The sequence below is a fragment of the Parapedobacter soli genome (genome assembly GCF_025460835.1).
Classification (GTDB): domain Bacteria; phylum Bacteroidota; class Bacteroidia; order Sphingobacteriales; family Sphingobacteriaceae; genus Parapedobacter; species Parapedobacter soli.
Genome location: NZ_JAMXAY010000020.1, coordinates 39,410 through 63,308, shown reverse-complemented (window position 1 = coordinate 63,308; position 23,899 = coordinate 39,410). Strand labels below are relative to the sequence as shown.

The 23,899-nt window shown below is 48.7% G+C and carries 16 protein-coding genes; 3 read left to right on the top strand and 13 right to left on the bottom strand.

Annotation, left to right across the window (positions count from 1 at the left end; genetic code table 11):
- Positions 1-51: 51 nt before the first annotated feature.
- The 13 genes from NGM62_RS10580 to NGM62_RS10520 all read right to left on the bottom strand — a co-directional run bounded on the left by NGM62_RS10580 (position 52) and on the right by NGM62_RS10520 (position 18,899).
- Entirely contained in the window at positions 52-648 is a 597-nt protein-coding gene (locus NGM62_RS10580) for an RNA polymerase sigma-70 factor (protein ID WP_262247814.1), read from the bottom strand.
- Between the two features lie 66 nt (positions 649-714).
- Positions 715-2,049 carry a GntP family permease gene (locus tag NGM62_RS10575; protein ID WP_262247813.1) on the bottom strand — a complete coding sequence of 445 codons (1,335 nt, stop codon included), beginning with the start codon at positions 2,047-2,049 and terminating at the stop codon, positions 715-717.
- A gap of 13 nt (positions 2,050-2,062) precedes the next feature.
- Positions 2,063-3,037 (bottom strand): sugar phosphate isomerase/epimerase family protein, encoded by a 975-nt coding sequence (locus NGM62_RS10570; RefSeq protein ID WP_262247811.1) that lies wholly within the window; start codon positions 3,035-3,037, stop codon positions 2,063-2,065.
- A 156-nt stretch (positions 3,038-3,193) separates the two neighbouring features.
- Positions 3,194-4,537 (bottom strand): nucleoside hydrolase-like domain-containing protein, encoded by a 1,344-nt coding sequence (locus tag NGM62_RS10565; protein ID WP_262247808.1) that lies wholly within the window; start codon positions 4,535-4,537, stop codon positions 3,194-3,196.
- A gap of 123 nt (positions 4,538-4,660) precedes the next feature.
- Positions 4,661-6,064 carry a glycoside hydrolase family 140 protein gene (locus NGM62_RS10560; protein WP_262247806.1) on the bottom strand — a complete coding sequence of 468 codons (1,404 nt, stop codon included), beginning with the start codon at positions 6,062-6,064 and terminating at the stop codon, positions 4,661-4,663.
- A gap of 75 nt (positions 6,065-6,139) precedes the next feature.
- Complete coding sequence (locus tag NGM62_RS10555; RefSeq protein WP_262247804.1) at positions 6,140-8,299, bottom strand: outer membrane protein assembly factor BamB family protein; 2,160 nt, start codon at positions 8,297-8,299, stop codon at positions 6,140-6,142.
- Positions 8,300-8,314: 15 nt separating this feature from the next.
- Entirely contained in the window at positions 8,315-9,457 is a 1,143-nt protein-coding gene (locus NGM62_RS10550) for a hypothetical protein (RefSeq protein WP_262247802.1), read from the bottom strand.
- 97 nt (positions 9,458-9,554) lie between these two features.
- On the bottom strand, positions 9,555-11,033 hold the full coding sequence (locus tag NGM62_RS10545; protein ID WP_262247801.1) for a RagB/SusD family nutrient uptake outer membrane protein: 1,479 nt from the start codon (positions 11,031-11,033) through the stop codon (positions 9,555-9,557).
- A gap of 97 nt (positions 11,034-11,130) precedes the next feature.
- Positions 11,131-14,487, bottom strand: coding sequence for a TonB-dependent receptor (locus NGM62_RS10540; protein ID WP_262247799.1), 3,357 nt, complete (start codon positions 14,485-14,487; stop codon positions 11,131-11,133).
- 258 nt (positions 14,488-14,745) lie between these two features.
- Entirely contained in the window at positions 14,746-15,936 is a 1,191-nt protein-coding gene (locus NGM62_RS10535) for a FecR family protein (RefSeq protein ID WP_262247798.1), read from the bottom strand.
- Between the two features lie 71 nt (positions 15,937-16,007).
- A complete protein-coding gene (locus NGM62_RS10530; RefSeq protein ID WP_262247797.1) occupies positions 16,008-16,601 on the bottom strand; it encodes an RNA polymerase sigma factor in 594 nt (197 codons plus the stop codon).
- A 100-nt stretch (positions 16,602-16,701) separates the two neighbouring features.
- Entirely contained in the window at positions 16,702-17,598 is an 897-nt protein-coding gene (locus NGM62_RS10525; protein ID WP_262247795.1) for an alpha/beta hydrolase, read from the bottom strand.
- Positions 17,598-18,899: a Gfo/Idh/MocA family oxidoreductase gene (locus NGM62_RS10520; protein WP_262247794.1), complete on the bottom strand. Its 1,302-nt coding sequence runs from the start codon at positions 18,897-18,899 to the stop codon at positions 17,598-17,600. Before NGM62_RS10520 ends, NGM62_RS10525 begins: the two co-directional genes overlap by 1 nt.
- A gap of 296 nt (positions 18,900-19,195) precedes the next feature.
- On the opposite strand from NGM62_RS10520, the gene NGM62_RS10515 reads away from it, so the two are divergent.
- The 3 genes from NGM62_RS10515 (at position 19,196) to NGM62_RS10505 (ending at position 23,891) form a co-directional block, all read left to right on the top strand.
- Positions 19,196-19,549, top strand: coding sequence for a PadR family transcriptional regulator (locus tag NGM62_RS10515; protein WP_262247793.1), 354 nt, complete (start codon positions 19,196-19,198; stop codon positions 19,547-19,549).
- Positions 19,550-19,633: 84 nt separating this feature from the next.
- Positions 19,634-21,250 (top strand): PspC domain-containing protein, encoded by a 1,617-nt coding sequence (locus NGM62_RS10510; RefSeq protein WP_262247791.1) that lies wholly within the window; start codon positions 19,634-19,636, stop codon positions 21,248-21,250.
- Between the two features lie 211 nt (positions 21,251-21,461).
- The gene (locus NGM62_RS10505; RefSeq protein WP_262247790.1) at positions 21,462-23,891 is read left to right on the top strand and encodes a TonB-dependent receptor domain-containing protein; all 2,430 of its coding nucleotides are present in this window, start codon (positions 21,462-21,464) and stop codon (positions 23,889-23,891) included.
- Positions 23,892-23,899 lie beyond the last annotated feature (8 nt).

Sequence of the window (23,899 nt, the reverse complement as noted above, 5' to 3'; positions counted from 1 at the left end):
CTATACAACGCCGAATCGGATTTGTACCAAAGAGCTATGAAAAAAATAAATTTAAAAATAATGGATTACAAAGATACCGGCAATAAGCAATTCGAAGCTGTCTTTATTGAGCCTATTACGCAAAATAGTCAATGCACGGCTTTTCTGGTTACGCAAGGTCTGTAAGCTGATTCCCATTTCGTCAGCAACTTCTTGATTGGATTTTCCTTCCAAGTAAGTTTCACGGACAATTCTGCCGGCCTTTTCGGGCAACTTGGCAATCGCCGCATGCAATTCATTCAACATTTCTGTGCGGGCGATTTCGGTCAGGTAGTGGGTATCTTGATCATCGAACTCGGCCTGGTAAGTAAAATTGCGCCTCATGGAACGGACCACAGCTTGCTGGTGATTAAGCGCCGTATGCTTCGTGGTGAGATAAAGGTTGGCAAGGAGGTGATCCAGCTGGTGGAATTGCTTCGGCGCTTTCCAAAATTTGACAAATACATCATTGACGATATCTTTACTGGCCTCCTTATCATGCACATACCGATCTGCAAACACACATAGGCGAGTGTAGTAACGCTCAAATACGGTTTTAAAAGCTAAATCATCCCCTTCTTGCAAACGGGCTAGCAAGTCCTCTTCATCGATCTGGGAATATCCGGTCACAATAAGCTAGTTCATTTCCCGCCTAATATCACAATTTTTCGGCTAAACCAAAAAATTGCCACAGCACTACAGAAACAGCGACAGCAGGTATACCATACTCAACGAAACCAAGCCCATGATACAGGAGGCTACCGAATAGACACTGAGCATCGTTTTCATACGCAGTCCAGAGAACTTTGCGATTACCCAGAAATAGGCATCATTGGCATGAGAGATCATCATAGAACCGGCGCCCATGGCCATTACACTCAATAAACGGCCACTTTCATTATCCAAACCCAAGGTGGGCAACAAAGGGAGCACGATGGATGCAGCCGTAATAATGGCCACTGTAGAAGAACCTTGAGCAGTTTTTATGACTGCTGTAATCAAAAACGGAAACAGGATGCCCAGACTGGCGAGTGGTAAGGCTTCACTGAAATGTTCCCCGATTTTTGCAGCTGCCAGCACCGCCCCAAATGCACCGCCCGCACCAATGATGAGCAGGATGCCACCTGCTTTCTCCACGCCATCGTGCAATAGGGTGCTTACTGCTTCTTTCTTCCACCTGCGCCTGCACGCAAACGCTAGCATTACACCGATAGCTAGTGCAATGACGGGATCACCGACAATGAGTGCTTTCTGAAACCAATTGGCAGTAACCAGAGGGTCTACCGTGAAAAATGATTTGACGGCAATCAACGTGATGGGGACTACGATAGGCAGGAACGCGCTCCATACCGATGGTAGGACTTCATCGTCTGCATGCATTTCATCACCTGCATGATCATTTTTAGGAGTCTCTATTTTGCGCGAAGCATATCTTGCCCAAAAATGGCCGGCTAACATGGCCGGGATGGCAACTAAGGTACCAAAAAGCACTAACCGTCCGATATCTACTTGGATGATACCAGCCGCCGCTGCCGCTCCGGGATGCGGCGGGATCATACAATGCACAGCATACAATCCCGTAGCCAACGAAGTGGCCATTACGGCAAGGGAAATGCCTGTCCGCTTAGCGATGGAATTGTTCAACCCGCTAAGTACAATGTACCCCGAATCGCAAAAGATAGGAAGCCCGACAATAAACCCGGTGATACTCATGGCTAAGGGGGAACGTTTCTCTCCCACTTTCTGGAGTATGTAGGACGCCATAACGCGCGTACTTCCGGTATACTCTAATACGGCCCCCAATACCGTACCTAAAATAATGATGAGAGCCAACGATTTAAGTATATTCCCAAAACCATCTTTGACGATTTGCATCACCTCCAGCAAGGGCATACCCAAGCCGACGCCCACCACAAATGCTGCTATAGTTAGGGCAAAAAAGGCTGTAATCCGGTATTTGGTAGTAAGCACTACGATGATACCGATACCGGCTAGCAGACACAGTAGTAAATAAATGAAATCGGAAGTCAAGGGAACCTAGCCTTTATGCCTTTCTTTCCAGCGCTTTCCGCGCATACTCCACACACCGGGCCACTTCTTTCACGGCATCCGAACCATCCGGCACGGGGTATTCCAATTCGATAGTTGCCGGGAACTTATAATTTCGGGCGGCCATAAGCTGTAGTGCTTCCGCTATTGGCGTGTCGCCCTCCCCCCAAGGTAGGTTGGCCCCACCGTTGGCCTTTGACTTCCGGTCCTTCACGTGCATGCTCACAATATGCTGGTGCTTGGCCTCGATAAATTGGATAGCGTCAAAACCCGCCGCTACGTAATGTCCCATATCAAAGTTGGCCGCGTTATAGGGCGATTGTGCAAAAGCACCGTCCCACATGTCAAAGGTTTGCTGCAAATGGCCATGGTAGCCCACATAGACCTTATTGCGTTTCGCGATATCGCCCAGCCGCTTGGTTTGTGTCGGGTCTTTCGGGAACTCCACGTTCGCTTGGTTCGCACCCAGCGCCTTCGCGGCGCGAAACGCATAATCCACCTCAGCATCCGTATTGCCCACACCCAACGCACTCGGCTTATATCCGTATATGCTCACCCCGGCCCTCTTATAAAGCTTGCGCAACTGCTCAAACCGCTTCATCGGTACCCGGGCCCGCCAGGCAGCCAATGTTTTGAGATAGGCATCACGCGCGGCGGCATCGTCCTCTTTATTGCCGGTCCTCGCCGGCGGCTCCGGTGCACCGGCAAATGCCTCTGCTGCCGGACCCATCAGTTCAACAGCACTGACCCCGGCCTCGACACAGTAGCGCAGCACTTCCTCGGCACTGCTGGGCAGACTGCGGAAAGAATAGGTAATCACCCCCACTTGGACCCCGTTGAAAACCGAATTGGGTTTACGGAGGTTAGGGATATATGCTGGCATCCCAAAAGCAGGAGCGGCCACCGCGGCACCCACCATCACTGAGGCCGAAGCCAAAAAACGGCGGCGGGAAATATTTTTGTCTTCCATATCGTAATTAGTTTACTTCTCTAAGTTTATGGATAAATCGATTGCCCTATCGTTACTACTGGCAAAGTTATCATTCTAATCCAGAAAAGCTAATCAAATTACCATTTTCAAATCCGGTTCTGGGATTGAGGATTTGAATGCAGCTCCTCCGATATACTAATCAGGTAAAATATTGATTATAATACGCTGATAGCGCGTAAGGGTAGGTGTTCCGCTATCTGTAACAGCTAATATTAAATGGGTCACGTGGGGCTTTTCCAACTCAATTCTTCCTCCTATGCTTATCGTGGTTTTAGCCTCCCTTGGATCTGAAATCGTAATCGGTTTGTACCAATCCCAAGCCCAATAAGTTCCGGCTTCTTTATAGATAAACCAATGATAGGTCAACGAATCACCATCCGGATCCGAACTTTCACTGGCATCGAATTGGAGCTCTTCCCCAGGGCGAATCACGATATTTTTGGTTTCATCCACCTTTACCACCGGTGGGTGGTTGGCATTTTCAAATGTATTCACACACCAGTCCATTCGCGCCGCGAAATCGTGCTGGAACGCCTCTCGCCACCGCCAAATGGTCGCTTGGTTGTTGATATAAATCCGCCCGTCATTTCCTACCACTTCATCATTGGCATCGGTCCAGATCGGCCTTGTTTCCGGCTTTTGGTAATCGAAGTTCCGATAGGGTAAAAACCGAGGTTTATAAAGCTCGTAGCGGCCGCCCCACCCCCCATAATCCGGGCGTTCCGGAACATTCAATCCATTGTTTATCAAACCTAAAAAACTGGGCGTATCCCCCTCCATGATGTATTCCACTTCAGGGTACTTCGCACCCAGCGGTCCATGGTCGAGGATAACGTTTTTTCTCAACCAGGGGTTTCCCCCGAGGGCCGGGTCGGCTCCCGAAGCATACTTTCGAAACGATTCTCCCGCTATCCCGTTCCAGGTCGAATGCACGTAGTCTTCTCCGGGGCTGACGATATAGAATAATTCCGGAAACTCATTCCGAATCCATATACCTGAATCATCCTGATCGGATATGGTATAGATGCGTAATTTGGCTACAAATTCTCCGACCTCTTGAACGGTTCTCGTCTTCCGCACTTTCCATAGCGCTTGGGCCAATACATTGGTACCTCCCCACACCGGCACCCAAACCGGCCGGTCATCATCCTTGTCCACTACACTTATCAACCATTCACTCCCTTCCGAATCCTTTCCCTCTCCTACCCCCTCCATTCCATATACAGGAAGTCCGGTTTTAACGGCAGACAGGAGGTGCGCCTCCGTGGGGAATCCGTCTTCGTGTTCCAACAAGTTATCCCGCACTTGCCCGTAGGCTTGTATAATTTCCTTGATTCGCCAAGGTGCGGTTTCACCCCTCAAATGGGTAGAAGTGGTGGCAATCAATCCCTCGATATCAAATTGGTTGCTGTACACGAGCAAACGTACGAGTGACTGCGCGTCATCCGGTTCATTCTCTATATCCGTCAATACAACCATCCTGGGCTTTTCCCAGTCGGCGGCGTAGCCGGGAAAACAAATAAAAAGCACTAAGACGCCAATCAAAAGGCGGATGCAATTGTTTGTTGTCAACATGTGTCTCATTTTATATTCAACCAAGGTTTATATTTTGTCTAGGATTAAAACCCAGTCATTTCCAACTTGTTTTTCTCCCGGTGGATCGAAGTGGACGGTTCCACTATTTGGGAACACCCCGATATTGGTGGTAACGCCATCTCGAGGGTTATACCAGGATGCCTTGACCTCTTCCCCAGGTATCACGCCCATATTTACCGCGATATCCCGCCCGTTGAACGTATAGAGAAACGCATAGTCATTTCCCCGGGTTGCAGCGATATAGTCATACATTACCCCCTGATCGGCTACCATGGAAGAATCGGGAATCCGCTCGAAATAAGGACGGGAAAGCATTAATTTCTTGATATGGGCCATTTGCTTAGCGCCATCGGCGTTCATGGCTTCATCCCAGTACTGCGTCGGTGCATATTCAACGCTTTCGTCTGTCGGTTTATACATTTGCCAAACGGCATTGTTGCCGTAAGTGAACCCACAAGCACCAGCAAAAACCGACCAGTAAGCGTTGCGTCTCATGTCTTTCGCTTCCCATCGGGGTTGAGCGGTATCATTTAATCCATGCGGTATGCCTTCATAAGCTGCCTCTCCATCCAATACCGGTTTCACAGGCTCTTTGTCGTAAACATCGCTCACATATCTCCAGTTATCTTCGCCGTAACCACCGGCATGCTGGTCATAGCTGAGGTGGCCCGACTGAAACATATTAAAATCCAACCAGGATGCGTTATGAAACCAAGTGGCCGACTGGGTTTGGCCAATGGGATGGAACGTAATCAGGTGATTGGGGTCGTTGGAACGGAGGGTCTCCCCGATGGCATTCCATACCGCCGTTGAGTCGCTGCCCGCTAGGTCCCCGCCATTCAGCCATATGATATTTTCCTTGTTTTTATACCGATTTGCCAGGAATGCAGCATATCGCCTTGCTTGATCTACCGTAACCCACCCTGCCCTCACCGAAGTACCCCATACCGGGACGATGGCCATATAAATACCTTTCTCAGCTGCCAAATCAATGATGTAGTCCATATGGTCCCAGTAATCATATTGATCGCCCTCACCGTATTCATTCCCTTCCGTGACCCTCGGTCGGGAAACATCACCATTCACAAAAATGGAATCCCCATAGACGTTGGTTGCGGATACATTATAGAATGAAACCATCACCTGGATGACATTAAACCCTTTTTGATGCCGGTCTTCCAGGTACTGGGCCGCTTCTTGCCGATCGAGCCTTAGAAATAGTTTCCATCCGGTATCACCTAACCAAAAAAATGGTTTGCCATCTTCCATCATGAGATACCTGCCATTGTCAGCTATCTTTAATTTGCCCACTTCGTTTTGCACGTACTGCTCGCCTCCCGGATTGCACGCCATGCCCAATGATATGCCTACCATCAGAAAGCACAACGCGTAACGATATCGATTATTCATAACTTATATTTTTTGGTTCAAATCCTTTTAACATTAACTATTCACTTATTTCACGCCATTTTTTCTGGAACGCCATCAGTCGGGTAACGCAAAAGCCATATAGGTATCCCCCGAATGGGCACCTAATTTTCCTCCGCCACAGGCTATTACTATATATTGTTTGCCTTTGACCATATAGGCTGACGGCGTAGTGAATCCAGCCGCCGGAAGCATCGTCTCCCAAAGTAATTCACCTGAATTTTTATTGAAAGCACGGAATTTTCCATCGGGAGTTGCAGCGATGAACAACAGTCCGCCGGCAGTTGCTATCGGTCCGCCATAATTCTCCGTCCCGGTAATCGGGATCCCTTTCTCAACCAATTCGCGATATTCACCCAGCGGTATCTGCCATACGATCTTTCCTGAATTCAAATCTATTGCAGTCAAATTGCCCCAAGGGGGTTTGCTCGCCGGATAGCCCTCCGGAGTAAGCAGTTTTTGATAACCGGTCATTGTATAAGGCATTATCGCTTCGGAGACTTCCGTTTCATAGCCGGGTTCTTTTTTATTATTTCTAGCAGAGAACGACTGTCCACCTTCTTCAAGGTCGAGCAAGAACGCGAGTAAGGCTTCTTTATCCACCGGTGATAGCTGTTCAAATGACGGCATTCTTCGTGATCCGTTATTTATAATTTGTAATACGTCGTGTTTCTTGTATTTCTGATCCAGCTGCATCAACGATGGGAAATCTCCATTGCCTTTTTTATCAATGCCGTGACACGACATGCAGCTATTGGTGTATACCGCCTTGCCATGCTCGGCCATGGTGATGCCGTCGGCCTTATTTTCAGCGCCCGTTTTTACCATTTGCAACGTCCAAGGAACCTGGTTTGCATTGATGTATAAAAAGTTTGTTGTGGGATCATACGCTGCCCCGCCCCATTCCGCACCGCCATCAAAACCGGGATACATGACCATCCCTTGTTCACTGGGTGGAAGAAACATATGTCCTGTCTCGAATTGAGCTAACCTTTCACGGACAGCCTTTTGTGAAGAATCGGGGACCAAATCATTGATGTCTGCTGCTGTAAAACGTTGTTTTACAAACGGCTCAGGCAGTTCCGGCACTGGTTGGGTAGGCCAAGGTTGCTCTCCAATCAATGAGGATCTATGCGGAACGGGCCTTTCGTGTACCGGAAACAACGGCTTCCCGCTGTCCCGGTCCAATACAAATACATATCCCGTTTTGGTTACTTGCACAACCGCGTCACTTTCCTTTCCCTCCCGTTTAATCGTTACCAAGTTGGGCGGTGCGGGCAGGTCACGATCCCATAGATCATGGTGTATCGTTTGGTAATACCAAACCAGTTTCCCGGTGGCCGCATCGAGGGCCAAAACACAATTGGAAAATAGGTTCTCCCCTTTCCTGTTGCCCCCATAGAAGTCAAATGTTGCAGACCCGGTAGGGATATACACCATTCCGCGCTCCTCATCCAAGCTCATGCCAGCCCAATTATTAGCTCCCCCCGTGTGTTTCCAAGCCTCGTCGTCCTCCCAGGTATCATTCCCTAGTTCTCCGGGCCGGGGGATGGTATGGAATACCCATTCAATGTTACCGGTATGGACATTGTAAGCCCTTATGTCTCCGGGGGCCGCGAGATTGGTCTCAGCGACGCGACTGCCCATTATCAGTAAATCCCTATACACCATACCCGGAGAGGTGGCTGTAACATACAACCGGCTTGCGTCCCTTCCAAGCCCATCCCTTAGGTCTATGCGGCCATTATTACCAAAAGATGTCATCAATCTCCCCGTTTCGGCGCTGACGCAATAAAGAAAGGCCCCGGCGCTATAGAATATCCGCCCTCCCTCGCCCGCAGACCAATAGGTTACCCCCCTATTTACGTTGATCTGGACTTCCGTTTCCGAATTCTCAAATGGGTCAAAAACCCACTTTTCCTTACCGGTGGCTGCGTCCAACGCAAACAACTTCAACTGGGGAGAGGTTCCATACAGCATGCCGTTTACCATTATAGGATTGCATTGTATTTCCGAATTTCGGTTCGTATCCAAGTCACCGGTATGGTATACCCAAGCAACCTCCAATGCAGAGACGTTGTTTGTATCTATCCCACGTAAGGATGAATAGTGCGAACTTCCTTTATCGCCCAGATAAACAGGCCATTCGGCCGTATTATTTTGGCAAGAGAAAAAATGAAAAACAAGATATGTATAAATCAGTAGCCGTGAGCGCATTTGGAATAACTCGTATTAACAACCCGGAGGTTTGGGTAACGTGTTCGTATTGATTGCCGGGTCCTCGGGCTGCACGACACGTAATAAAGACAGTAACTTTTTCATCTCATCGGAACGCGCATTGAGGGCCTCTGCCTCCCCTTGTGCGCCTACCCCATCCGCATTTAAATTAACGTTCCCTTCTCCGGCCGAATCAATCAAGTAAGCGCCGTATTCTTGCAGCGCTTTGGCAAGTGCTTTACTAGCAGCGGATAAACCGAGTGAGTTGATATCGATATCCCGCGGGATGGCAAACCTCGTACCCATCACGATCGGCCCGGTTTCGGCACACGCATACTCTGCCTTCGTAGCCGGATATAACGGATAGCCCGATTCGGGGAAGCCGATAAAGGAAAAAGGCATCAGTATGGCCAATGCATGATCAATTTTTCCTTCGGTGATGTCGCCTTTCATGATCAATCCGCCCAGGTTGGACCCTCCATATGACCTGGACGAGCCCCACCCATAGGTTAGAAAGTCCGGGTTGCGGTATTCACCCGTCAGCTTTTCCGTCAACTGGCCCTGGATATTCACCCCTTTGCCGTCCAACGGAACACGTGCATAAGAAACCGCCGTGTAGTTCCTGGTATTTTCATCAAAACCGGTATGCCAGAATTCATGTGAATATTCGCCCGCTGGGTCGATAACAGTAATGTGGCCATCAAACCCGGGCGAGTCGTCATCCCAACCGTTCCTGAAGCCACCGGGGCACGTGGAACAGCCCCGGTCGGGTACTGCCTCCGCTGGCATCTTTATTTCTACATATCCGTCCCTTGAATTATCCGTATTATCCGGAAGATGGGTGGAAGAGATAAAAAATGTCACGGTGGGATCCGATTCTTTCGCATGGTAGACCCATTGCGTCCAATCGCTTTTTTTTACCTGGAATACGAGTGAGGGATTGGCCAGCTTCTGTGTCCTAGCATCGCCTTCGGGAGAATAAACCGCATCTTCCGGGATAGGCGTATTCCAAGGCGATTCAGCAGAGAAAAAACGGGGTATAACCTGCTGACCCTGGCCTGCATCAGGACCATCGCCATCTTTGCTGCAGGATAAGCTGCCCCAGACGAGGGCCACTATCCATAACGTATACCGACTTTTTACCCAAAAATTTAACATAAGCTCTCCTTTCTACCCACGACAACGCTTGGCATTGCCGTGGGTGTTGTAAATAATGCTGTTTATGGTAACGTGATTTTATCGTATTCGAAAGACCCTATCTAACGATCCGCTTTTCATTCTCGGCCCGCATATAGCTATTGTAACGCGTATCTTGGAACGGATATGGAAAGTAGATGTTGTTCTCGGTCAGTCTCACATTCAGCCCCAGGTAATTTTCAATATAGGCATTACAAACATCCAATAATTTTCCGAACCTGATTAGGTCTGGCCGCCGCTGAAATTCGAACACCAATTCAAAGCCGCGCTCATCCAATATACGGTCTGCCATCTCATTTTGATTACCGGGTGCTGGAAAACGTGCATCAACACCATATAAGGGGGCCCCTGCACGTTCGCGTACCCGGTTTAAATAAGGTAGGGCAGCAGCGGGACCGTTCAATGCGTTTTCAATTTCGGCTTTGCACAAGATCACGTCTGCCAGCCTGAAAATGATGATGGTACGATCGTCCCACTCCGACTTGGAGTTCATTTCATAGGTGTACTTTTTTGTTGTTACGTCTTTTAGCAAGATGGTGGTATCGTTGGGTGGTGTATTTTCACCCGGATCGGGCATTTTATAAAACAATCCATATCCGGAGCCGTCCCCCCTGGGGGTCGACCCTTCATAATCATACCAGAAAAATGCCTTCCGGGGATCGTCGTCGTGATATTTCCGCCAAAAATCAAGTGAAATTCCATAATAGGACCACCTGCTGGGAATGTCCTTGTTGTCTGCAGGGCCAAAATGAAGCGAGGTAAACGTTGGGCGGCGTGCTGCATCGTGCAAGATGCCAAAAACCATTCCCTCGTCGAGTTTGTTGCTGCCAGACCAAACGTTTTTAAAATCAGGATTTAAACGATATATCCCCCTGCTTTCCATTTCCAATACCTGATCGATATATATTTTCGCATTGGCATAATCATGTTTTCGCATATAGATCTTTCCCAAAAGGGTAAGTGCAGCACCTTTTGTTGCCCTTGTCAAGCCTTCGCTGGTTCCCCATTGCTCGGGGAGGTGCTCGATGGCAAATTCGCAATCCGCAATCATGAACGATTCAATTTCGTCAACGGGAGTTAACGGCATATCTTCCACCAGATCGGGGTCAATTTCTTCGGTTATAAACGGAACGGGGCCCCAGGCGTCGGTGAGGTCGCGGTAGGCCAACGCCCGTAAAAACCGGGCCTGCCCAATCATTTGGTTTTTCGCCTCTTCGGCGACTTCCAAGTCAGCGATTTTGGAAAGAAGCGTATTGGCACCAGTTACCAACCGGTATTGCGAGTTCCAGTTCGTAAGCAGCAACCCGTTGCCGGGCTGATAGGAAAACGTCGTCATTTGCGATGGGTTTCCGGCCTTCGTGGAGTATCCAACATCTGTTCCATATTCCGTCACCAATGCAAACATGCCATTGTAGTATCCAAAAAACTCACCCTCTCCGTCCAAAATGGAATATAACCCAACCACCGAGGCTTGCGCATCGGCTTCGGTGGAATATGCATTCCCCGTTGTTAAATTAGAATATATCGTCGAATCCAATTTCGTACACCCCCAGGACATAAAAATGAACAGGAGTATATAGCAAGTTGATTTCATATTAGCGATCATCTTATCGTATTTTTAATTAGCAATCAATTTAAAAAGTTGCTGACAACCCAAACATAAAGACCTTAGGTGTGGGGTAAGAATTAAAATCAAGCCCAAGGCCGGCATTCGAATTCAGTGTGCTCGCCCCTATCCGTTCGCCGATGTATTGCCCAGCGCTCAACGGGTCGTTTTCGAATGCTTTCGTACTGACTTCCGGATCCCATCCCGAGTAGTTGGTGAGTAAGAACAGGTTTTGGCCTTTCACAAACATCCGTAGGGAGTTAAAGATTCGGTTTGGCCTAAACGTATAGCCTAACGTTACGCTCTCCACCCTTAAGAACGAAGCATCTTCAACAAAGTGGCTGTTCAGGTAGTCGGCATATTTGGTGTAGAAAAATCCGTTTCTGGGTATATCCGTATTGGTGTTTTGGGGTGTCCAACGGTTCAACGCGTCTTTTGTCCGTTGCCACTCTAACCGCATTCGCGTCATGTTCAACAACTCGTTTCCGACAGAGCCATAGACAAAAACCCCTAAGTCGAAATTCTTATAGGTAAAGGAATTGCTGATGCCGTACGAGAATTTAGGATTCGCGTTGCCTATAATCGTCCTGTCATCTGCGGTGATTTGGCCGTCTGGCACACCATCTGGGCCGGAGATGTCCTTAAATTTTGGGTCTCCGGGCACGGAGTTTGGTTGGGGAGCATACTGCTCGCCTTGCTGGATCACCCCATCATATACATAGCCGTATAACGACCCCAAAGGCGCACCATCCGTGACGATAGCAAAATCAGTATTCGAAACGCTTCCTATCGGTTTATTCGACTCGATGAAAATCGCGTTCTCCTGACCCACATTCAGCACCTTGTTTCTATTGAGCGAAAAGACCAATCCGGTATCCCAGATAAATCGTTTTGTTAGATTATGCGATACAATACCCAATTCAATGCCCTTATTCTCAATAGCCCCACTGTTCTTAATCCCTGAAACAAAACCGGAATAATGGGGAAGCGGAACATTGACCAATAAGTCGGATGTCCGCTTATGGTATAGGTCCACGGTCAACTGTAAACGAGAATCAAAAAGCCCAGCATCCAAGCCCAGATCATACTGGGTGGTTGTTTCCCACTTTAGTTTGGGGTTTGCCGGCGTACCCGGATTCAGGATCGTACCGGGCGTAAAGGTCGACCCGTCAAAGGTATAATTCGATGTAGAGACTAATCCAAAGGAAGCATAGTCCCCGATACGCTCATTCCCTGTTACGCCGAATCCGAACCGAAGTTTAAGGTGCGAAAAGATATTAAGATCTTGGATAAAGGCCTCCCTGCCCAATTGCCACGCCACCGCCCCCGAAGGAAAGATGCCCCAACGGTTATCTTTTCCAAACCTTGAAGAACCATCTCGCCGCATATTAAATGTAAAGAGGTATTTATCGAAAGCGGAGTAATTCAAGCGTCCAAAAAAGGATATCAGGTAATGCTCATTTTTACTAGACGTGATACCGGCAATCTGTGCAGCGGCGCCAATGTTATGGTAGGTAAAGAGATCGGTAGAAAAACCCGATGCATTCATTGTTCGATACTCCCCATAAAACCGCTCCCACGAATATCCTCCCATCACCTTGAGCGAATGGTTTTCAGCAATTCGATCTTCATAGGTCACAAAGGTGCTTAACAATTCCTGGTTTGCAGACGCATTGACTAACGTTGCTCGTCCACCATCCAGGCTACCCCGAAAAGTCGATTGCGGCAAATAGGTACCCATGGTAAAACGCCTGGTTTTGCTGCCTGCATCCGCACGAATGGTTAATTTATCAATTGGTTTGAATTCTAAAAACACACTTCCGTTAAAGATGTCGGTCTGCACATCATTTGTTCGGGCAAGCAGGTTGGATAGGGGGTTATCACCGTTACCGCCACTTGGCCGAGCAAACGATCCATCGTCATTATAAACCCGCGATACGGGCGAATAATTCAAGATCATATATAATACGCTGGATTCCGCGATGTTCCCTTCGTATTCCTGAACATTCGACATTTCGCGCCTACCGGATATGGAGGCTCCTGAGTTTAACGCCGAGGTTATTTTTTGTTCAACGTTGACCAAACCGGAAAACCTTTTCCAATTGGTGTTTTTCAATACCCCAACTTGGTCAAAGTAGCCCACACTTGTGTACACTTTGGTGTTCTCTCCGCCAGATGACGCTTGCAGCGAATGGTCTTGTACGGCACCTAACCGCATGGTTTCTTTTATCCAATCCGTATTTACCTTAGACTCCAGGTCCGCAGGTGCGAAAACAGCATATTCCTGATCTTCCTGACCGTCTATTTCTCTAAAAAGATCATTGGCTAATTCCATGTATTCCCTGCCTTGCAGCATATCAAATGGACTCTTAATCTGCTGTGCGCCCGCTTGTGCATTATACGTTATCCTGCTCAAACCGGCCTCACCTCGCTTTGTGGTAATCATCACGACGCCATTGGCCCCTCTCGACCCGTAAATCGCCGTGGCCGATGCATCTTTCAATATCTGTATATTTGAAATGTCATTGGGGTTAATGTCCAATCCGCTTTCCATGGGAAACCCATCTACCACATATAGCGGGTCGTTGCCACTACTGATGGAATTGCTCCCCCTAATCCTGATGGAAATACTTCCGCCGGGTGCGCTTGAATTTTGCGTGACATGGACACCGGCAGCACGCCCCCTCAACGCCTGTGCAACGTTGCTGACGGTACCACCAGCATTCAGGTCCTTTGCGTCAAGCGAGCTTATCGCTCCAGTCAAATCCTCTTTTCGCTCCGTTCCATACCCAACAACGACCACCTCATCCAAATCGCTTATGGATGGAACCATCAAAACATCGATATTGCTCTGATTTTCGATCGCTTTTTCCACGGATTCAAAACCGACGAATGTAAACACCAAATAAGTGCCTTTTGGAGGAACGGTAATTCGGTAAGTACCCTGATTGTCCGTCATAACAGCAACAGTAGTACCTCTTACCGATACCGTAACATCCGGAAGTGGATTTCCTCGGCTGTCCGTCACACGTCCGCTGATGGTCCGTGATTGCAAAATCATAGGGAGTTCCAATTCGTTTTCGACCTCATTGGCACCTCCCCTAACCGCAATCGTTTTATTCTTAATTTGGTATACTAAATGACTGGGGGTCAGAATTTTGTCCAATACCACCTCTAAGGGTTGGCTATTTACATTCAAAGACACCAATAAATCAGGCTTCACATACTTGTCATTATACACAATCACATAACCGGTTTGTGCTTCAATAGCTGCCAAGACCTCGGTAATCGGTTCTTGTTTAACCTTTAGCGTAACGGTCTGCGACAACGATGCAGCGCTTACATGCATGCAAGCAATCGCTAAAAACAGCGACGTCATTCTCATAATCCGGAAGAGTTGGTTAAGCACCCCGGACTTTTTCTTTGTGTCCGATGGGTAAAATACATAATTTATCATTACGTTTGTACGTTTGGTTAGCTCAATGGCTAGTTTCTAATTAATTGGTTTAATGCTAGTGCTTTCTGAACAACAAAGGGAGGTGTTGGTAGCGCTTCCCTTTCCTGCTTCCTAGGTTCATGTTTTTTTCATATCTTCTGTTTTTTTTATTGATAACTAGGGGTTAATTGTACGTTTAGCCGTTAATCATGGGATAACTAATCTACGACCTTCCAATCGGAACTTCGCATCGGAGATATTAAGCAAATCCAACATCGTTGCCAGCGTCAGCTCCCGCTGCATCTTACCTGTGAACGTCTCTTGTGGTATTTTACCCAGATATGAAACGTCAATATCATACCATCGGGCAACCTGGCGTATCATACCGTCGAATGGCGTTTGCTTAAAATAAAAGTAGCCCGACTTCCACGCGGTATATAAGGCTGTATCGACATTGGTTTTAGATAGATTTTCGCCAAAGACGATACCCTGTTCTCCGGGCCGTAAGTCTATATATTTGTCTTTTTCTGGAGCCACTTTGCTTCGCTCGCCAGACAAAGAAAGTCGCACTTTACCTTCCACCAACGTTGTCTTCGCTTCCGGGTCGTCCGGATAGGCCGAAACATTAAATTCGGTACCCAACACCTCAACTGCCTGTCCGGCACTCACCACCTTAAATGGTCTTTTTGCATCTTTCGTCACTGAAAAGTAGGCTTCGCCAACGAGTTCTACTAGACGTTCCGTTCCCGAAAAACGTGTGGGATATTTAATGACCGATGCCGCATTAAGCCACACCTGTGTTCCATCCGGCAACGTGATCTTGTAAGTCCCCCCTTTTGGCGTACTCAGTTCCAAGAGCGTGACTTCGTCATTTTCTTCTACTACGGCCAGCGGGATGCCATCGTTGTATGTAATCTCATCGCCGCCGATAACGATGCCGTCTCGGGCTTCATCCAAGGTGATGGTTCGGCCGTCGGCCAAGGTGAGTGTAGCACGGTTACCACCCGGAGCGATATCTGCAATCTGCTGGTCAACGACTCGGGGTGTTTGGGCACGCTGTTCATCAAGAAGCAACCATGCAACCGCAACCACGCCGACCAATAATGCCGCAGCATAGGGCAACCACCTACCTATACGGCGAATCGGGCGGGCGGCTGACTCGTACCCCAAGTCGGACAACTTCGATTGCGTCAATACCCACAACCTTTCGCGGTCTACCTCATAAAACGCCTGCAGCTTATGCTGCAAATGCTGTGTATCTTCCATCTCGTCGAGAAACCGCTGGTTTTCGGGACGTTCGGACAGCCAGGCATCTAATGCAGTCTGCTCCGCTGTGGTAAGATTCTCCCTAAGGTAGCCTGCAATAAGATAAGCAAGGTATTCGTAGCGATCGGGCATAATTAGTTCCTAATATCGATATAGAAACGACTACATTAGGGAAACGCCCAAAAAAATCTGATTTTATTTTTTTAACGAGGCCATAGGCAGCAAAACACCCACAGGAACTCGGGAAGTCCCTTCTTAAGCAACGCCGTTTGCAGCAACTGGATGGCACGGGCTTTCTGGTTGCGCACAGTTTTAACGGAAATACCCAACTGAGCGGCCACCTCATCGGTTTTCTGGCCATCAAAAAAGATCAGTTTGAAAATCGATTGTGCTTTGGTGGGTAGCCGCTCAATTTCGTCATACACCAGCGCCAGCACTTCCGCTTCCAGAACGTCATAATCTACTCCATCATCCGCCTCATCCAACGAATAGGAGTAGTCATCCAATGATGCTTGCTGTCGCTTTTGTTGTTTCAGCCGGTCTAGGCAGCGATTCTTCGTACTGATGTAAAGAAAGCCTTTGATACTGTTTAAGTCATCGAAATCGGCTGCCTTTTGCCACAGCTTAACGAACACCTCCGACACGGCGTCTTCTACTTCCCCGGTATCATCGAGGATTGTCCCCGCAAAGTAACATAGCGAACGATAATGCAAATCGAATACATGCGTAAACGCCGCAGGGTTTCCTTTCTGAAACTCCGAAGCCCAGTATGCTGCTGATTTACGTGAGGTGTCCATAATGGTTTAGGCAAAGATACACGGAGGCGGGAATATTTCCAAACATCGTACCGCTTCTCCGGGAGCAACTCCTTTAGTTGGATTGACACGCTTAACGTATCTAATACCCCTGCTCCCGCAGCCAATAAACACATCGGCCGAACCACTCGCCGAATGCCGGAGCAGTCAGAAAACCGTGTTCACCTTTGGAATAAATATGTAGTCCCGCGGCAACCTTGCTCTTATGGAGAGCCTCGTAAAAAGAAACACTATTTTCCACAGGCACCACGGCATCCGCATCCGAATGCACCAGAAAAGCCGGTGGTGTCAGTGAGCTGACCTGCATTTCATTTGAAAAAAGCTGGATCCGATCCATTGATGGCTCCGCACCCAACAGGTGATTCCGAGAGCCGGTATGCCCTATGGGGTCGGCCATGCTGATCACCGGATTTATTAACAGCATAAAGTCCGGCCGTAAGCTTGTTTCCCCAGGATTTGGAATATAATCTTTATCGAAATGAGTGCCTGCAGTGGCAGCTAGGTGCCCACCCGCGGAAAACCCCATGATTCCGATACTAGCCGGATTTACACCCCACATATCCGCATTTTCTCGCACTACGCGAATAGCCTGCTGGGCGTCCTGCAAAGGGCCGATAGATTTATCCACCATTATTTCATCATCAGGCAGGCGGTATCGAAGTACAAATGCCGCAATGCCAAGTTTATTGAACTCCCTGGCGATATCCGAGCCTTCGCGTTTCGTCAACAATACATGATATCCACCACCCGGGCAGATAATCACGGCCGTCCCGGTGGCTTTATCGGGTGGCGGCAGAAAAACGGTCAAACTCGGTGTGGAAACACGAAAAGTCAGCGTATCCACTTCCGCATTCGGTTCGTCCCGCTCACGATTCGCCGCTGGTTTGGAGTTGGGCACGGCCCCATCATAAAGCGCCAAGCGCTGCTGCGCTTGGCTATATGAAACCAACAGCATACAGATAATGAAGAGTTCCCTCATCAACGCCCTAAATAGTCCCAGCCGTTGCGGTAGGGCCGCCCTTTCATCATATTAGCATACGGATTGTCAAACACTTCCTTTCTCGGGTTCCACTTCAGTGGTTGCTGCAGCTCATAGGCGATATTGATTGCGTTGCAGACAGATGCCGTCCGGTGGCCTATTTCTACATCAGCCACGGGTTTACTCCTTTTCTTGATAGCATCTACCCAATCTTGGTAGTGGTTGTCCGAATGATAAAGCCGTTTGTCGGATGCTTTCAGCTGCTGCTGGGTCAATCCCACCGGATCCGTATCGAGGAAGCCCCGCGATACCTCGATCTTTCCTTCGGTACCGATAAACTGGATGGCGTTGGGTCTGCCCCACGCCTTGTGGTTTACCCGCACACCATTGGCGTACGTAAAATAGAGCCCTTCTTCAGCTCCGGGCTGCGCGGGCGGCACAAACGAAACCGGGCCGGAATTATCCATATCCAATGCCCACTGTACAATATCAAACATGTGTGCCCCCCAATCGGTGATGTAGCCGCCGCCAAAACCGCGGTAACCGCGCCACCAAGCCCATTTATTGTCTTCGATGGGTGGCGACAGGATAGGGTGGTATCCCCTGTAAAGCGAGGGCCCGATCCACATGTTCCAGTCCAGGTAATCGGGAGTGGGCATAGTGGGCAGGTCGCATTGTTTCACCGGCTCACCTACCGATACATTAATCTCTTGCACCTCGCCGATATAGCCGTTGCGAACCAGTTCGGCCGCCTGCCGGAAGTTATATTGCGAACGCTGCATACTGCCGGTTTGCAGCACACGTTTGTATTTCTTCACCGCATCCACCATGGCCCTCCCCTCTTCGATGGTCAATGCCAGCGGTTTCTCACAGTAAATATCTTTTCCGCTTTTCGCAGCATCGATGACGTTAAGCGCATGCCAATGGTCGGGCGTAGCCACTACCACCGCATCGATATCCGCACGGGCAAGCAGTTCGCGGTAATCGCCGTACGATTCGACCGCATGGCTAGCCTTCGTCGCGTTGAGCTGGGTAGCCTCGCCCACAAACTTGGCGAGCTTCTTTCGGTCTACATCACAGGCGGCAACCACCATTGTTTCGGGCACTTTGCCGATATTTCGCAATAGGGTGTACACTTGCTTACCGGTACCGATATACCCCAAATTGATGCGGTCGCTGGGTGCCAAAAAACCATTTCCTCCAAGTACATGACGTGGCAAGATCATAAAACCTGCCGCTGCAGCTGCCCCTGTTTTCAGAAAACTACGACGCGAATAACCGCCAACTGTATTTTTATCCATAAAAAATGCATCTATAACTGTAATAAATCGCTACAATTATAACTATTTTTTTTGCGGTTTACTAATGAGAGATGCTCCTTTCGGAAATAGCTAATTTTAAGTATCTCACCTCAATCTTATCAAATGATTTGTGTACCAAAGAGCTTCGAGTAAGCTATCGTCTTTTGCTGATTCAAGTAATTTTTTCGATATTATTTATGATAGACTGCATTTTTTGTCGCTGATTAACAGCAATTTAAAAAAATATACACTACTATGTATTGCATAGTACAAACTAAAACATATATCTTTGCATTATGATAGTAGATAACACGCAAACCCAAATGAGGAAGGGGATACTGGAATACTGTATTCTGTCGATTATCTCGCGGGGCGAGATATATGCCTCAGACATCATCGGCGAGCTCAAGAAGGCTAGGCTGCTGGTGGTAGAGGGTACCTTATATCCTTTGCTTACACGGTTGAAAAATAATGGCCTGCTTAGCTATGTATGGAAGGAATCAACCTCGGGGCCACCACGTAAATATTATCAAATCACCCCCGCCGGAACAGATGTACTCAATAAATTGGATAGCACCTGGGAGGAGCTGGTGTATGCCGTGCAAACGGCTACTGCCGGTCGACCAGAAACGACAACAGGTGGGGAATGAGACATAAGACAAGAGACACAAGACAAGAGACATTAGACAAGAGACATTAGACATTAGACAAGAGACTATAAAAACCACAAGAAAATGAACAGGACCATCATCATTAACATAAACGGTATCGTCTTCCACATCGAGGAGGACGCGTATGACGTGTTGCGCTCCTATATGATCGAGGTGAAGAAACATTTCGGAAATACCGCAGACAGCCATGAGATCGTCGGCGATATCGAGAACCGGATTGCGGAGATGTTCAACGACCGTATTGTGCAGGGTAAAAAAGAAGTCATAACAATGCAGGATGTCAACGACGTGATAGCTCAAATGGGGAAGGTGAGTGATTTTGAGACCGACGGACAGGATGCAGAGGGGTATACAACTGAAGGAAACTACGACAATCCGCCGTTGAGCAGTGAACGTAAACTGATGCGCGACCCGGACGACAAGGTATTCGGTGGCGTTTGTAGCGGGCTGGGCCACTATTTCAATATCGAAGCCCGGTGGGTGCGGCTCATCCTTGTGTTGCTGTTTGTATTCGGCGGCACCGGCTTTCTCCTCTATATTATCCTTTGGATTGTGATGCCACTGGCCCGTACGCGCGCCGACCGGATGGCTATGCGGGGAGAAGCTCCTAACCTGCAGAATTTCAAACGTAGCTTTCAGGAGGAGATGGAGGGCCTCCGTTCAAATTTTACAGGAGCCGAGGAGGGCATTAGAAAGGGGCTCAACTCGGCTGGAAATTTCTTGATGCGCGCGTTTGTGGTGTTGGTTAAGGTAATCGGTGTGGTCTTCATTGTGGGGCTATGTGCCGGGCTGATCGTACTCGTAATCGCTATTGTCGCTAGCTTCGGCTTCTTCGGCGCAGATGCCGATATGGCCATGTTCCCGCTCAATGTAATCCAGCCCGATTTCCGCACGCCAATGCTGATCAGTGCCCTAATTGTAGCCGTGGTACCGTTCATCGCCTTGGTAGCCCTGATTATCCGGATCTTGTTCAATCGAAGTGCCATGGGCCAATATACGGGGTTCACGCTGCTGATCGTATGGCTGGTTGCCGCAGGGTTTACCACGGTATATGCCACCCGCACACTGAATGACTTCCGAGAAGAAAGTACGGTAGTAGAAGAACAACCGTTGGGGCTACATCCCGTTTATCACCTTAAGCGGAATGATATGACAGTAATCAGGCTCCAGGAGGATTCGCTAGACCGGGTATCCAGTATACGCCAGCGTGCTGTCATCCGCAACCGGAATATTCTCGATGGACAGAGCCGTATGCGCATGCGCATCGTTAAAGTAGATTCCCTGCAATCACCCTCGCTCACCTATGAGTATTCGGCCCATGGCGCCACATACGAACGTGCAGCCGAACGTGCCGGAGAAATAGACTACGATTTCCAGCAACAGGGTGACACCCTCTGGTTCGGAAGCCATTTTAATATTGCGAACAACGATCTGATGCGCGACCAGCAACTGCACCTGAAGCTGAATATCCCGGTAGGCGCACACCTGATTATCGATAGGGATCTGCAACGCCATATCTACGATCTGCCGTTCAACCAATGCGAAGAAAATTACGGCTATTCAGACCGGCCCGATAAAACGGGATGGGTGATGACCGTCTCCGGGCTGAAATGTGCTATCACCCCACCGGCCCCAGCGGATGAATCGCCCACGGTTATCGATACCGTCCCAGCAAATTGACAGGAATGGCAGTTTCGTATTGTATAAAATTGAAATTATTCCAGCAGTGATGCAACGTTTCAACTGGTCGGTGCGTCTTACAAACAGTACCCAGGTTCACAAACAACAAAAGGGCATCAAAAAGTAAAAAATACATAACACGCATATTTACAATTGGTTAAAAAGAGATAAGCTTTTTAAGAGGGGTGCGTTATGCGATAATGAAAATAAAATGAAATATATTTATATCTGGATAACCACCGTACTTGTAGTCTTTGGCACACCGCTGTACGCCCAACAAGCAACCATTAGCGGAAAGGTGGTCGACGGACAGCACAACCCGCTCGACCTGGCTACCGTGCACCTACTGAATGCCCGCGATTCGTCGGTGGTGCGCACCGTTTTCCCGGATAGACAGGGCGGGTTTACATTTGCCGGAATGGCCCAGGGCAGCTACCTCGTGTCGGCCATACTCGTCGGTTACGACGATGTGGTCAGTGACGCAGTAACCATAGCCGACAACAACACAGCCAAAGATATCGGCGCATTAGTACTCCGTAGCTCCAATACCGTGCTGGCTGAGGTAACCGTAGCAGCACCCCAGCGGCCATTGGTAGAACGACGGGCGGACATGCTGGTGGTTAACGTGGAAAATTCAACATTGGCAGCGGGAAATACCGCAATGGACATCCTCGAACGCTCACCCGGCGTAACCGTGGATAAAGATGACAACATCAGTCTGATGGGCAAACAGGGTGTTACCGTGATGATAGATGGCAGGCAAACACACCTTTCGGCAGAGCAACTGGCCAACTTCCTCCGCAATACCGATGGCAACACCATCAAATCCATTGAGCTGATTACTAATCCCTCTTCCAAATACGATGCTTCCGGCACCGCCGGCATGATTAATATCGTACTTAAGAAAAATCGCCTCGCCGGCACCAATGGTTCGCTAACGCTCGGGGCAGGCTATGGATTTGGACATAAAGCTAATACGTCGCTCAACCTAAACCACAAGGAAGGCCCGTTGAATGTATATGGCACCTATAGCTACATGAATAATAGGGGCGGTAATGAGTTTGATATTTTTCGGTCGATTTCCTTACCCGGCGGGGCCAACACCGATTTCCAGCAGTACACTGATTTTATACGGCATAATTCGAGCCACTCCTACCGGGCAGGTGTTGATTACCAAACGTCAGACCGGAATGTGATTGGCGTATCATTCAATGGATATGCGAGCGGTAATGACAACGACAATTCGAGCCACACCCTCATTGGCCAAACCGTCCTATCGCCCGACTCGACACTCACCACCTCGTCCATTTTCGACGGTAGTTACACCAGCTTGGCGGTGAATTTAAACAACCAGTTTACCATCGACACCAATGGCCGTAAATTGGTGGCCGATGTCGATATTTCCCGCTTTTCGAATCGTAACAAAGCCAACTATAACAATACGCTCTTCCTCCCCTCGGGCGACATGAAAGACGAGCCGTTGCTGTCACGGAGTGACATGCCCACCATCATCGATATCCGGGTGGCCAAGGCGGATTACACCCACCCTTTCGGTAAGGACAATAAACTGGAGGCCGGCATAAAGTACAGCAACGTGGCCTCCGACAACGATATGCGTTTTGAAAACCAAGTGGACGGGGTGTGGCAGAATGCCGGGAACCGTTCCAACCACTTCGTATATGAAGAGCAGGTGGCCGCAGCTTATATCAACTATCACAAGCAATTGGGGAAATGGGGTATCCAGGCGGGGCTACGCAGCGAATATACGGTCTCGGACGGCTATTCCATTACGCTGGCGAACCGCATCAAGCGCGACTATATCGACTTCTTTCCCAGTGTGTTTTTGAACTATAATCTTTCAGACAATCATCAGATGGGTCTTTCGTACAGCAAACGTATCAATAGACCCAACTATGGGAATCTTAATCCCTTCGAATATTTTCTCGACCAGTATACCTTCGAACGGGGTAATCCGTACCTGCGGCCGGAATATACCCACGCGTTCGACCTGTCGTATACGCTGTTGCAACGGTACAATATAAGCGCCGGCTACAGCAGAACGAACGACGTGATAGCCGAGTCCATGAACCAGAACGATGAAACCAAACAAACCTGGGTATCGCGGGATAACCTAGCTAAACAAGATATTTGGTATACGAATGTAAATGCACCTGTGAAAGTGGCGAAATGGTGGGATACCAACACTAATCTAAACGCGTTTTACATGGCTTTCGAGGGGCCACTGAATGGCCAGCACCTCCATCAAGGACAGTTTGCATGGCAGCTGCGTAGCAACCATACCTTTACGCTATGGCCAACTTTCACGGCAGAGGCCTCGGCCAACTACCAGTCATCATTGATTTACAGCGTGTACCGTATAGGTGCGCAATGGTCTGTCGATGTAGGCTTGAACAAATCATTCTACAATAAGAAAGCAAACCTGAAATTTTCGGTCACCGATATATTTGATACCCGTATACAGGATGTGCGGACCCGTTTTGGAGGCTTGCATGCCATCATTAATCAGAAAAATGAAACAAGGGTTGCGCGGCTTACCCTAACCGTCAACTTTGGAAACCTCAAGAACGGCGCCCGCCGGGAGGCCCAGAGTGAGGAGAAAAGCCGTGTCAATATGCCTTAGTGTGTTTG

What these genes read in the sequence shown, in the direction of transcription:
- NGM62_RS10520 (WP_262247794.1), bottom strand. Translation starts at nt 18,899, where the DNA reads ATGGATAAAAATACAGTTGGCGGTTATTCGCGTCGTAGTTTTCTGAAA.
- NGM62_RS10560 (WP_262247806.1), bottom strand. Translation starts at nt 6,064, where the DNA reads ATGAATAATCGATATCGTTACGCGTTGTGCTTTCTGATGGTAGGCATA.
- NGM62_RS10510 (WP_262247791.1), top strand. Translation starts at nt 19,634, where the DNA reads ATGAACAGGACCATCATCATTAACATAAACGGTATCGTCTTCCACATC.
- NGM62_RS10570 (WP_262247811.1), bottom strand. Translation starts at nt 3,037, where the DNA reads ATGGAAGACAAAAATATTTCCCGCCGCCGTTTTTTGGCTTCGGCCTCA.
- NGM62_RS10530 (WP_262247797.1), bottom strand. Translation starts at nt 16,601, where the DNA reads ATGGACACCTCACGTAAATCAGCAGCATACTGGGCTTCGGAGTTTCAG.
- NGM62_RS10565 (WP_262247808.1), bottom strand. Translation starts at nt 4,537, where the DNA reads ATGGTTGTATTGACGGATATAGAGAATGAACCGGATGACGCGCAGTCA.
- NGM62_RS10555 (WP_262247804.1), bottom strand. Translation starts at nt 8,299, where the DNA reads ATGCGCTCACGGCTACTGATTTATACATATCTTGTTTTTCATTTTTTC.
- NGM62_RS10540 (WP_262247799.1), bottom strand. Translation starts at nt 14,487, where the DNA reads ATGAGAATGACGTCGCTGTTTTTAGCGATTGCTTGCATGCATGTAAGC.
- NGM62_RS10505 (WP_262247790.1), top strand. Translation starts at nt 21,462, where the DNA reads ATGAAATATATTTATATCTGGATAACCACCGTACTTGTAGTCTTTGGC.
- NGM62_RS10550 (WP_262247802.1), bottom strand. Translation starts at nt 9,457, where the DNA reads ATGTTAAATTTTTGGGTAAAAAGTCGGTATACGTTATGGATAGTGGCC.
- NGM62_RS10515 (WP_262247793.1), top strand. Translation starts at nt 19,196, where the DNA reads ATGATAGTAGATAACACGCAAACCCAAATGAGGAAGGGGATACTGGAA.
- NGM62_RS10535 (WP_262247798.1), bottom strand. Translation starts at nt 15,936, where the DNA reads ATGCCCGATCGCTACGAATACCTTGCTTATCTTATTGCAGGCTACCTT.
- NGM62_RS10525 (WP_262247795.1), bottom strand. Translation starts at nt 17,598, where the DNA reads ATGAGGGAACTCTTCATTATCTGTATGCTGTTGGTTTCATATAGCCAA.